The organism is Streptomyces sp. NPDC056883 (genome assembly GCF_042788835.1).
In the GTDB taxonomy this organism is placed as follows: Bacteria; Actinomycetota; Actinomycetes; order Streptomycetales; family Streptomycetaceae; genus Streptomyces; species Streptomyces stoeckheimensis.
Window position 1 is genome coordinate 140,628 of sequence record NZ_JBHUBS010000004.1, and the last position, 11,129, is coordinate 151,756.

General features: G+C 73.5%; 11 protein-coding genes. 10 read left to right on the forward strand and 1 reads right to left on the reverse strand.

Annotated elements, in window-relative coordinates; genetic code table 11:
* Positions 1–67 precede the first annotated feature (67 nt).
* The 5 genes from ACFRU2_RS12480 (at position 68) to ACFRU2_RS12500 (ending at position 3,798) form a co-directional block, all read left to right on the forward strand.
* A complete protein-coding gene (locus ACFRU2_RS12480; RefSeq protein WP_382971121.1) occupies positions 68–1,159 on the forward strand; it encodes a nitronate monooxygenase in 1,092 nt (363 codons plus the stop codon).
* Positions 1,156–1,899 (forward strand): 16S rRNA (uracil(1498)-N(3))-methyltransferase, encoded by a 744-nt coding sequence (locus ACFRU2_RS12485; RefSeq protein WP_382971124.1) that lies wholly within the window; start codon positions 1,156–1,158, stop codon positions 1,897–1,899. Before ACFRU2_RS12480 ends, ACFRU2_RS12485 begins: the two co-directional genes overlap by 4 nt.
* Positions 1,900–2,030: 131 nt before the next feature.
* Complete coding sequence (locus ACFRU2_RS12490) at positions 2,031–2,390, forward strand: histidine triad nucleotide-binding protein (RefSeq protein ID WP_382971127.1); 360 nt, start codon at positions 2,031–2,033, stop codon at positions 2,388–2,390.
* A 3-nt stretch (positions 2,391–2,393) separates the two neighbouring features.
* On the forward strand, positions 2,394–3,302 hold the full coding sequence (locus tag ACFRU2_RS12495) for a ribonuclease Z (RefSeq protein WP_382971129.1): 909 nt from the start codon (positions 2,394–2,396) through the stop codon (positions 3,300–3,302).
* A gap of 136 nt (positions 3,303–3,438) precedes the next feature.
* Positions 3,439–3,798, forward strand: a complete 360-nt coding sequence (locus ACFRU2_RS12500) for a hypothetical protein (protein WP_382971132.1) — start codon at positions 3,439–3,441, stop codon at positions 3,796–3,798.
* A 691-nt stretch (positions 3,799–4,489) separates the two neighbouring features.
* On the opposite strand, the gene ACFRU2_RS12505 is transcribed toward ACFRU2_RS12500, so the two are convergent.
* Entirely contained in the window at positions 4,490–5,899 is a 1,410-nt protein-coding gene (locus tag ACFRU2_RS12505; RefSeq protein ID WP_382971133.1) for an MFS transporter, read from the reverse strand.
* 330 nt (positions 5,900–6,229) lie between these two features.
* On the opposite strand from ACFRU2_RS12505, the gene ACFRU2_RS12510 reads away from it, so the two are divergent.
* The 5 genes from ACFRU2_RS12510 to ACFRU2_RS12530 all read left to right on the forward strand — a co-directional run bounded on the left by ACFRU2_RS12510 (position 6,230) and on the right by ACFRU2_RS12530 (position 10,876).
* Positions 6,230–7,330: a PfkB family carbohydrate kinase gene (locus tag ACFRU2_RS12510; RefSeq protein ID WP_382971882.1), complete on the forward strand. Its 1,101-nt coding sequence runs from the start codon at positions 6,230–6,232 to the stop codon at positions 7,328–7,330.
* Between the two features lie 325 nt (positions 7,331–7,655).
* A complete protein-coding gene (locus tag ACFRU2_RS12515) occupies positions 7,656–8,702 on the forward strand; it encodes a PhoH family protein (protein WP_382971137.1) in 1,047 nt (348 codons plus the stop codon).
* Positions 8,703–8,715: 13 nt separating this feature from the next.
* Positions 8,716–9,213, forward strand: a complete 498-nt coding sequence (gene ybeY, locus ACFRU2_RS12520) for an rRNA maturation RNase YbeY (RefSeq protein WP_382971140.1) — start codon at positions 8,716–8,718, stop codon at positions 9,211–9,213.
* A complete protein-coding gene (locus tag ACFRU2_RS12525) occupies positions 9,210–10,517 on the forward strand; it encodes a hemolysin family protein (protein WP_274551991.1) in 1,308 nt (435 codons plus the stop codon). Before ybeY ends, ACFRU2_RS12525 begins: the two co-directional genes overlap by 4 nt.
* Positions 10,514–10,876, forward strand: coding sequence for an MmcQ/YjbR family DNA-binding protein (locus ACFRU2_RS12530; RefSeq protein WP_274551992.1), 363 nt, complete (start codon positions 10,514–10,516; stop codon positions 10,874–10,876). The genes ACFRU2_RS12525 and ACFRU2_RS12530 overlap by 4 nt, the downstream gene beginning before the upstream one ends.
* Positions 10,877–11,129: the final 253 nt, after the last annotated feature.

Here is an 11,129-nt window from a genome sequence, read left to right on the forward strand (position 1 = left end):
GAACGGGACTATGCCAGGCGAATGCCGTGATTCGGTCCCGTGAGCGGGACATGGCACGATGCAGCTCATGTCCTCCGCACCGAACGGTCTCTTCGCGTACCCGATCGTGCAGGCGCCCATGGCGGGCGGCGCGTCCTGCCCGCCGCTCGCGGCCGCCGTGTGCGAAGCGGGCGGACTGGGATTCCTCGCCGGCGGCTACAAGACCGCCGACGGCATGTACCAGGAGATCAAGCGGCTGCGCGCGCTCACCCGCCGCCCCTTCGGCGTCAACCTCTTCCTGCCGCAGTCCTCCCACGTGGACCCGGCGGCCCTGGAGGTCTACCGCGGGCACCTCGCCAACGAGGCCGCCTGGTACGGGATCTCCCTCGCCGACGAGGACATCATCGGCACCAACGACGACGGCTACGACGCCAAACTGGCCATTCTCATCGAAGACCCGGTACCCGTGGTCTCCTTCACCTTCGGCCTGCCCTCGCCCGCGGCCTTCACCTGCCTGCGCAAGGTCGGTACGTACACGATCGCCACCGTCACCTCCGTCGAGGAGGCCCGCGCCGCCCAGGCGGCCGGCGCCGACGCCGTCTGCGTCCAGGGCGTGGAGGCGGGCGGCCACCAGGGCACCCACCGCGACGACCCGCAGGGCGACGGCACGGCCGGAGTCGGCCTGCTCGCGCTCGTCGCGCAGGTGCGCGAGGCCGTGGCCCTCCCGATCATCGCGGCGGGCGGCCTGATGCGCGGCTCGCAGATCGCCGCGCTGCTCGCCGCCGGCGCGGAGGCCGCACAGCTCGGCACGGCCTTCCTGGCCTGCCCGGAGTCCGGCGCGCACCCCCTGCACAAGAAGGCGCTGACCGACCCGCTGTTCGTCCGGACGGAGCTGACCCGGGCCTTCTCCGGGCGGCCGGCCCGCGGACTGGTCAACCGGTTCATGCGCGAGCACGGCCCGTACGCCCCGGCCGCGTACCCGCAGGTCCACCACCTGACCGCGCCGCTGCGCAAGGCCGCCGCCGCGGCCGGGGACCCGCAGGGTATGGCCCTGTGGGCGGGCCAGGGCCACCGGCTGGCACGGGCCCTGCCGGCCGGGGAACTGGTGGAGGTGCTCGCGGCGGAACTCGGCGCGGCCCAGAACGCGTTGAAGGCAATGCAGATGAGGAGTGCGTCATGACCGCCCCGGTGTTCGTGGTCGAAAAGGTTCCCGCGGGGCCGGAGTTCGTCCTGGACGGCTCTGAGGGCCGCCACGCGGTCTCCGTGAAGCGGCTGGCCCCCGGCGAGGCCCTCGTGCTGACCGACGGCCGGGGCGGCTGGGCCGAGGCCGTCGTGACGGCCGCCGAGGGCAAGGACCGCCTCGTCGTCTCCGTGTCCGGGGTCTTCGAGGAGCCGGAGCCGGCCGTCCGGATCACCGTCGTCCAGGCCCTGCCCAAGGGCGACCGGGGCGAGGTCGCCGTCGAGACCATGACGGAGACCGGCGTCGACGCGATCGTGCCCTGGCAGGCCTCGCGCTGCATCACCCAGTGGCGCGGCGACCGCGGCGCCAAATCCCTCGCCAAGTGGCGGGCCACCGCCCGCGAATCCGGCAAGCAGTCCCGTCGGGTCCGCTTCCCCGAGGTCGCGGAGGCGCTGTCGACCAAGCAGGTCGCGGCGCTGCTCGCGGAGGCCGACCTCGCGGTGGTCCTGCACGAGGACCGGGACGCCCCTTCGGGCGCGCTGGCCTCCGCGGAACTGCCCGCCGCAGGCTCCATCGTCCTGGTCGTCGGACCCGAGGGCGGGGTCTCCCCGGACGAACTCGCCGCCTTCGCCGCGGCCGGGGCGCACCCGTACCGGCTGGGCCGCTCCGTCCTGCGCACCTCCACGGCGGGCACGGCCGCGGCGGCGGTGCTGCTGGCGCGGACGGGGCGCTGGTCCTGACGGGCTGCCGGCCCTGACGGCTGCCGGTCCTGACGGGCCGCCGGTCCTGACCGGTTGACCGGTTGACCGGTCCGGACGGTGGCGGTGGATACGATGCCGGAACCGATCACCCGTCACGAAGGGCTCAGCACATGGCCGGGGAACCGCAGGCCGACTGCCTGTTCTGCAAGATCGTCGCGGGGACCATTCCCGCGACGGTCGTCCGGGAGACGGACACGACCGTCGCCTTCCGCGACATCAATCCGCAGGCACCCACCCACGTCCTCGTCATCCCGAAGGCGCACTACCCCGACGCCGCCTCCCTCGCGGCCGCGGAGCCCGGGATCGCCGCCGACGTCCTGACCGAAGCCGGCCGCGTCGCGGTCGACGAGGGGCTCGCCGACCACGCCTACCGGCTCGTCTTCAACACCGGCGCCAGGGCCGGGCAGGTCGTCTTCCACGCGCACGCGCACGTCCTCGGCGGCCGCGGCTTCGAATGGCCCCCGGGATAGACCGTGTCCGTACGAGAATTCGTGGTCCTCGGCACCGCCAGCCAGGTGCCCACCCGCCACCGCAACCACAACGGCTACCTGCTGCGCTGGGACGGCGAGGGCATCCTCTTCGATCCCGGCGAGGGCACCCAGCGCCAGATGCTCCGCGCCGGGGTGGCCGCGCACGACATCAACCGGATCTGTGTCACCCACTTCCACGGTGACCACAGCCTCGGCCTCGCCGGGGTCATCCAGCGGATCAACCTCGACCGGGTCCCGCACCCCGTCACCGCCCACTACCCGGCGTCCGGACAGAAGTTCTTCGACCGGCTGCGGTACGCCACGGCCTACCGCGAGACCGTGCAGCTCGCGGAGGAGCCGGTGGCCGAGGACGGGGTCCTGGCCCGCGGGGAGGCGTACACCCTGGACGCCGTACGGCTCTCGCACCCCGTGGAGTCCTTCGGCTACCGGGTCACCGAGCCCGACGGGCGCCGGATACGGCCCGAACTGCTCGCCCGGCACGGCATCAAGGGGCCGGACGTGGGCCGGATCCAGCGTGAGGGCAGCCTCGGCGGGGTCACCCTCGACGAGGTCAGCGAGGCGCGGGCCGGACAGCGGTTCGCCTTCGTCATGGACACCCGGCTCTGCGAGGGCGTCGAGGCGCTCGCGGCGGGCTGCGACATGCTGGTGATCGAGTCGACCTTCCTCGACGAGGACGTCCAACTCGCCACCGACCACGGGCACCTCACCGCCGGGCAGGCGGCCCGGGTGGCGCGGGACGGGGGTGTGCGGCACCTCGTGCTGACGCACTTCTCGCAGCGCTACACCGACCCGTCGGAGTTCGAACGCCAGGCACGCGCGGCCGGCTTCGAGGGCGAGCTCACGATCGCCGCCGATCTCGTACGGGTCCCCGTGCCGAAGCGGGCCGGGTAGGCCGACCGCCGCCTCCTCCGACTCCTTGTGTCCGCACCTCGCCGTGCGGATGCTTGGGGTGCCGGCGCCGGCGACACCGCGGGCGGGTCCGGCACGGTGGAGCGGCGCTCGAGCGAGGGGGAGAGATGACCGGATCATGGGGGCCCGGGGCGGGCAGGGGCCGGAGCCCGAGTTCCGGGACGAGGGCCGTGGTGCCGCGGACACGGTCTTCGGAGGTGGGCCGTTCGGGGCGGACATGACGGAAGCGGGCTTCAAGGGGTTCGGGGACGCGGAGCCCGCGGGACCGCCGGACCGCGCCGAGGCCCCCGCGGTCGACGAACACGCCGGGGACGAGGCTGCCGCCGGGGCGTACGAGGACCTTGCCGTCGACGACGCCACTGCGGACGGATCCGCCCAAGGCGCGGGCGCGCAGGAGTGGCCCGATGGCGGCGGAGCCGCGGACGGCTCCTGGTCCGACCCGGCGTCGGGCGGGGCAGCGGGGGCGGCGGACCGGTAACCCCGGCGGACGGAGCCGATGCCCGCTTTCCGGCACGACCGCGTGCGTCTGCGCAGGGGCGACCGACCGGCACGACCGCCTGCCCGTACGGGACATGCGGGCGCGTCCCGGCCGCCGCCGGCGCCGCGGGTCGTGTTCGGGCGGGGCAGCAAGGCCAAGCCGGGAGAGCCACGCGGGACCGGCTGCCGGGGGCCGGGGGGAACCCTGCCGGGGCCACGGGGGAGACCGGTCGCCGTGGCCGCGCGGAGCCTGCTGAGGGCCATGCGGAGCCTGCCGGGGCGGACGTGTTGGGTCGGGGTGGCGAGGGGGCGAGCCGGGAGTGACGCCGGTCCGGCTGCCGCAGGGCCGCGGGGGCCATGGCGGGAGTGGCCACCGGGGGCCGCGCGGAGCCTGCTGAGGGCCATGTGGGGCCTGCCGGGGTGGGATGTGTTGGGTCGGGGTGGCAAGGGTCGAGCTGGGAGTGACGCCGGATCGGCTGCCGCTGGGCCATGGGGGTCATGGCGGGGGTGGCCCGGGGGCCGCGCGGAGCCTGCCGGGGTGGGACGTGTTGGGGCGGGGATCGGCTGCCGCAGGGGCGCGGGGGCCGCGCGGAGCCTGCTGGGGGCGCCGGAGGCGGGAGTTGGCGGCCGGGCGGGGGGAGGTGGCTCGCCTTGTGTCGGACGGGGGTTTCCCGTGTGCGGGTACCGGGTGGCTACGCGTCGGTCCTGGCCCGGCGGTGGGTCTTGTCGCGGCTGCGGCGGGCCGCCGTCGGGGAGGGCAGCAGGACGCGGAGCGGCGGTAGGCGCAGCGGGCGGGAGCGGAGCCGCCCGAGTTCCACGACCTCCAGTTCCTGCGCGCCGACCCGCGGCACCGATCCGGCCGGCGTCCCCGCTCCGGCGGCGAGCACGGCCGCCGGGGCCCCGCCGCGCCGCCGCACCGAGCCGGGGGTCAGCGGGCGCCCGCCGACGTGCAGGGCGACCCCGGCCATCGGCCCGGCCACCGCGAGCAGCAGGCCGCCCAGGACCAGCCCCATGCCGGGGAACCCCGCACCCTCGGCGAGCAGGCTCCCGGTGACGGGCCCGCAGGCCACGCCGAGCGAGGACGCGGAACCGACCAGGACGGCCCAGCGCCCGCGCGGGTCGAGGGCGGCCGCGAGGCCGATGGCGTAGGAGAGCACGACGGGGTAGACCGCGTTCCACAGGATCTCCCCAGCGGCGAAGGTGCCCAGGCCGTGGGAGTGCGAGGCCAGCACCACGCAGCAGGCGATGACCGCCGTGCCCGCGCCCACCGGGACGGCCCGGCCGAGCCGGGCCCCGAGCGCGGAGGCGGCCGTGACCCCGAGCAGCCCGGCGCCGAGCGCGGCGGCGAAGACCATGCCGAGGGTGACCTCCGACAGGCCCGCCTGCTGCGCGCCGATGCGGCCGCTGACGCCCCACAGGGCGTTCTGGGCGAGCGACCACAGCATCAGGGCCCCGGCGAGCACCATCCCGGCGCGCGGGTAGGGCAGCCGCACGGAGGCCCGTACGGCCCGGCCGGTGCCGTCGGCACGTTCCGTGAGGTCCGTGCGCTCCGCGCGGTCGGCCCCGGGCAGGCGCCCCGTCGCGGGCCAGCACACCAGCGCGACCAGGGCGATCGCCGCGAACGGCAGCCAGTGCCCGCCGCCGAGCCGGGGCAGGGTCAGGTACAGGGCCCCGGCCGTGGCCGACACCGACAGCAGCCCCAGCGCGGAGGTCCGGTGCGGGTCGCGCTGCGCCGCGATCCCGGAGGCGGCCACGGCGGTGGCCGTGCCCGAGCCGAAGCCGCCGAGGACGGCGCCCGCGATGACGAGGGGGAGCTGCGCGGTGGCGGCCGCCGTTCCGTACCCGAGGACGGCGAGCAGCAGCCCGAGCCGGGCCAGCGGACGCGGCCCGTGGCGCGGGATGCGGGAGGCGAGGGTGAATCCGGCGGCGGCCGAGCCGAGCAGCAGGACCGAGCCGATCAGACCGGCCTGCGCGGGGCTCAGCGGGAGGTGTGCGTCGAGCCGGCCGACGACGGTCGGCAACAGGTACGGGGCGACGTAACCGGAGGTGAAGAGCGCGACGAGCGGCCAGGCGGCGGGCGGCGCGGGGGTGCGGTCGGGCACGGGTGTTCCATGTGGTGCAGGTGGAGCGTGAGATTCCGCAAGGTCGCGGGGCTCATATCTATCAAGCGGCCCGATCCCCGGAGAAGGGCGTTCAGGCGGTGATCTGCGTCACACTGTATTCCGGGCCCGCCCGGGAGGGAGGGCCTGACGGCGGACGCGGGTTGAATCCGATGGGAGCCCGGTGAAGGGGCCCGGTGAAAGGGCCCAGTGGGGAGGCCCATTGAAGAAGTCGCCTGAAGAAGCCGATTGAAGAAACGACCCGCCAAGATCAGAACGCGAACCGACCCGAACTGACCCGAACCGAACCGAACCGACCCGAACGGGGAGTACATCGTGACCAGTCGCAGCAGCCGGGACAGCCTCGACTCCGCCGTGGACCCGCTCGGTCCGCTGCGCGACCCCCATGAACCCGGCTGCGACGTCTTCCTGACCGGCACGGTCTTCCTCGACATCATCTTCACCGGCCTCGACTCGGCCCCCGTGCGCGGCACGGAGTCCTGGGCGCGCGGCATGGGCTCCAGCCCCGGCGGCGTCGCCAACATGGCCACCGCCCTCGCCCGGCTCGGCCTGCGCACCTCCCTGGCGGCCGCCTTCGGTGACGACCACTACGGGGAGTACTGCTGGGACGCGCTCGAACAGGGCGAGGGCATCGACCTCTCGATGTCGCGGACCGTGCCCGGGTGGCACAGCCCCGTCACCGTCTCCATGGCGTACGAGGGCGAGCGCACGATGGTCTCCCACGGCCACGAGGCCCCGCTCCCGGCGGACCCCGGCCCGTTCCCCCAGTGCCCGCCCCGGGCCCGCGCGGCCGTGGCCTCGCTCGGCCCGGGCGGCGGCGAGGCCTGGGTCGCCGAGGCGGCCCGGCGCGGTGCCCGGGTCTTCGCCGACGTCGGCTGGGACGACAGCGGCCGCTGGGACCTGGGGGCGTTGGCCGACCTGGAGCACTGCGAGGCCTTCCTGCCCAACGCGGGGGAGGCGATGGCCTACGCGCGCACCGACTGCCCGCGCGCGGCGGCCCGGGCGCTGGCCGAGAAGGTGCCGATCGCGGTGGTGACGATGGGCTCCGAGGGCTCGTACGCGGTGGACGGGCGGACCGGGGAGACCGCCGAGGTCCCCGCGATCGCGGTCGACGCCCTGGATCCGACCGGGGCGGGCGACGTGTACGTGGCGGGCTTCCTGACCGGCACCCTCGCCGAGTGGCCGCTCGCGGACCGGCTCGCCTTCGCGGGCCTGACGGCCGCCCTGTCCGTGCAGGAGTTCGGCGGCTCCCTGTCGGCCCCCGGCTGGCCGGAGGTGGCCCACTGGTGGCGCACCGCCCCGGAGGCCCTGCGCGGTCGGTACCGCTTCCTCGACGACCTCGTCCCGCGCACCGCCGCCCCGGCCAGCCGCCGCCGCGCGGTCCCGACGATCGGCTTCCGCCAGTCGGCGTAGGGCCTGGCCGGCCGGGGGAACGGGGGCGTACGGGGCTGCGCCCCCTCGCCCCGGGTGGCCCCCCCGGTGGTCGGGTGCGGCGCCGTTGCCGGGGGCCAGCCCCCGGACCCCCGCTCCTCAAACGCCGGAGGGGCTGGTTCGGGCCGGAGGGGCTGCTCCGGGCAATGCCGGAAGGGCTGGTCCGGGCCGGGGCGGCGGGCCCCGTGCAGAGGCCCCGTAAAACCCCTCGGGGATGGCGAGGTGGCGACGTAGGCTTGGAAGTCCGGTGGCCGTCGATCGGCGCGGCCCCTCAGTGGGAGGTATGCGCAGGCCACAGTGCCGGCCCATGACTCAGACACCGACAGCCAAGACCCCCGCGCCGGGGCAGGCGCGAGCCCATTTCTCCGTACCGGCCACCCATCCGATGGTGTCCGTCCTCGGCTCGGGCGACGCCCTGCTGCGCGTGATCGAGAAGGCCTTCCCGAGGGCCGACATCCATGTTCGGGGCAATCAGGTCAGCGCGATCGGCGCCGCGGCGGAAGTCGCGCTGATCCAACGCCTGTTCGACGAGATGATGCTGGTGCTCCGCACCGGGCAGCCGATGACGGAGGACGCAGTGGAACGCTCGATCGCCATGCTCAAGTCGAGCGGCAACGGCCAGGGTCCGGACGAGACGCCCGCCGAGGTGCTCACCCAGAACATCCTCTCCAGCCGTGGCCGCACCATCCGCCCGAAGACCCTGAACCAGAAGCGGTACGTCGACGCGATCGACAAGCACACGATCGTCTTCGGCATCGGCCCCGCCGGTACCGGCAAGACCTACCTCGCCATGGCCAAGGCGGTGCAGGCGCTGCAGTCCAAGCAGGTCAGCCGGATCATCCTGACCCGCCCGGCGGTCGAGGCCGGCGAACGCCTGGGCTTCCTCCCCGGCACGCTCTTCGACAAGATCGACCCGTACCTGCGGCCGCTCTACGACGCCCTGCACGACATGATCGACCCGGACTCGATCCCGCGGCTGATGGCGGCGGGGACCATCGAGGTGGCGCCGCTCGCGTACATGCGCGGCCGGACGCTCAACGAGGCCTTCGTGGTCCTCGACGAGGCGCAGAACACCACCCCCGAGCAGATGAAGATGTTCCTGACCCGGCTCGGGTTCGACTCGAAGATCGTCGTCACCGGTGACGTGACCCAGGTCGACCTCCCCGGTGGCGCCAAGAGCGGTCTGCGGCAGGTGCAGGACATCCTCGAAGGCGTTCCGGACATCGCCTTCTCGCGGCTCACGTCCGAGGATGTCGTCCGGCACAAGCTGGTCGGCCGTATCGTCGATGCGTACGAGAAGTACGACGACAGCCAGGACGCGAAGCAGTCGCGGAACGGCTTCCAGCGGAAGTAGAAATCAGCGCACCATGTCGATCGACGTCAACAACGAGTCCGGAACCGAGGTCGACGAGCGGGCGATCCTCGACATCGCCCGCTACGCACTCACCCGGATGCGGATCCACCCGCTCTCGGAACTCTCCGTCATCGTCGTCGACGAGGACGCGATGGAGCAGCTCCACATCCAGTGGATGGACCTGCCCGGACCCACCGACGTCATGTCCTTCCCGATGGACGAGCTGCGTCCGCCGTCGAAGGACGAAGAGGAGCCCCCGCAGGGGCTCCTCGGTGACATCGTGCTCTGCCCCGAAGTCGCCAAGAAGCAGGGCGAGGACGCGCCGACGCAGCACTCCATGGACGAGGAGCTCCAGCTCCTGACGGTCCACGGGGTGCTGCACCTGCTCGGGTACGACCACGAGGAGCCGGACGAGAAGGCCGAGATGTTCGGCCTCCAGGCGGCCATCGTCGACGGCTGGCGCAGCGAGAACGGCGTGACCGGCCCGTCCCCGGCGCCGACCGTCTCATGACCGGTGATCTCCAGCTGATCACCGGAGCCGTCCTGCTGGTCGTGGTGGCCTGGTTCGCCGCGTGCGCCGAGTCCGGGATCGCCCGGATCTCGGCCTTCCGTGCCGAGCAGGCCGTACGGGAGGGCCGGCGCGGCAGCGCGAAACTGGCCCAGGTCGCCGGCGACCCCACCCGCTACGTCAATGTCGCGCTGCTGGTCCGGGTCACCTGCGAGATGGCGGCGGGCGTGCTCGTCACGTACGTCTGCCTCGACGAGTTCGGGGAGAACTGGACCGCGCTGCTCGTGGCCATCGCCGTGATGGTGCTCGTGTCCTACGTGGCGGTCGGGGTGTCCCCGCGCACCATCGGCCGGCAGCACCCGCTGAACACGGCGACCGCCGCGTCCTACGTCCTCGTACCGCTCGCCCGGATCATGGGACCGATCCCGCAGCTGCTGATCCTCCTCGGCAACGCGCTCACCCCCGGGAAGGGCTTCCGCAAGGGGCCCTTCGCCTCCGAGGCGGAACTGCGCGCGATGGTCGACCTGGCGGAGAAGGAATCGCTGATCGAGGACGACGAGCGCCGCATGGTGCACCAGGTCTTCGAGCTGGGCGACACGCTCGTGCGCGAGGTCATGGTGCCGCGCACCGATCTGGTCTGCATCGAGCGGTACAAGACGGTCCGTCAGGCGACCACGCTCGCGCTGCGGTCGGGCTTCTCGCGCATCCCGGTGACCGGGGAGAACGAGGACGACATCGTCGGCATCGTGTACTTGAAGGACCTGGTCCGCAAGACGCACATCAGCCGGGACGCGGAGAGCGACCTGGTCTCCACGGCGATAAGGCCCGCGGTGTTCGTGCCGGACACCAAGAACGCCGGCGACCTGCTGCGCGAGATGCAGTCGGTGCGCAACCACGTGGCGGTGGTCATCGACGAGTACGGCGGCACCGCGGGCATCGTCACCATCGAGGACATCCTCGAGGAGATCGTCGGTGAGATCACGGACGAGTACGACCGGGAACTCCCGCCGGTGGAGGAGCTGGGCGGGGACCGCTACCGCGTCACCGCGCGGCTGGACATCACCGACCTCGGCGAACTGTTCAAGGTGGACTCCTTCGACGACGAGGATGTGGAGACGGTCGGCGGCCTGCTCGCCAAGGCGCTGGGCCGGGTGCCGATCGCCGGCGCCTCGGCGGTGGTGGACCTGCCGGACGGGCGGCCGCTGCGGCTGACGGCGGAGTCCCCGGCGGGACGCCGGAACAAGATCGTGACCGTGCTGGTGGAGCCGGTGGCTCCGGTGGAGGAGCAGGACGGGGAGACGGAGTGACGCCGGCGGAGCTGCGCGACTTCTGCCTGGGGTTCAACGCGGCGGTGGAGGAGTTCCCCTTCACCCCGGAGACCTCGGTGTTCAAGGTGCTGGGGAAGGTGTTCGCGCTGAGCGCGCTGGACGGCGACCCGCTGAAGGTCAACCTCAAGTGCGATCCGGAGCAGGCCGTGCGGCTGCGGGCGGAGCACGAGGCGATCGTGCCGGGCTGGCACATGAACAAGCGGCACTGGAACACGGTGACCGCGGGCGGGCCGGGGGCACTGCCCGACGCGCTGGTCCGTGAGCTGGTCGAGGACTCGTACGACCTGGTGGTCGCGGGCCTGCCGCGGGCGGAGCGGCTGCGGCTCGACCGGCCGTAGCGGATGCCGTGGCGGACGGGGTCCGGTGGCCCCGCGTTCCTGCTCGTGGAATCCGGGAAGGGTCCAAGGTCATCGATCACGGGACCTTCGGGGCCGCCCGGCCGCTTACGCAGCGCTTAGCTTTATCCCTGCGCCACCAAGATCTCGGGGGGACACCGGGGGTGGAGGGGAGAGCGGGGTCGCGGGGGTTTGTTTTTTCCCCCCGACGCGCCCCCCCCTCTTCTTGCTCTGTTCCACAACACCACAACCTCAC

Coding starts and splice junctions, on each gene's coding strand:
- ACFRU2_RS12515 (WP_382971137.1), top strand. CDS start 7,656: ATGACTCAGACACCGACAGCCAAGACCCCCGCGCCGGGGCAGGCGCGA.
- ACFRU2_RS12490 (WP_382971127.1), top strand. CDS start 2,031: ATGGCCGGGGAACCGCAGGCCGACTGCCTGTTCTGCAAGATCGTCGCG.
- ACFRU2_RS12485 (WP_382971124.1), top strand. CDS start 1,156: ATGACCGCCCCGGTGTTCGTGGTCGAAAAGGTTCCCGCGGGGCCGGAG.
- ACFRU2_RS12480 (WP_382971121.1), top strand. CDS start 68: ATGTCCTCCGCACCGAACGGTCTCTTCGCGTACCCGATCGTGCAGGCG.
- ybeY (WP_382971140.1), top strand. CDS start 8,716: ATGTCGATCGACGTCAACAACGAGTCCGGAACCGAGGTCGACGAGCGG.
- ACFRU2_RS12500 (WP_382971132.1), top strand. CDS start 3,439: ATGGGGGCCCGGGGCGGGCAGGGGCCGGAGCCCGAGTTCCGGGACGAG.
- ACFRU2_RS12525 (WP_274551991.1), top strand. CDS start 9,210: ATGACCGGTGATCTCCAGCTGATCACCGGAGCCGTCCTGCTGGTCGTG.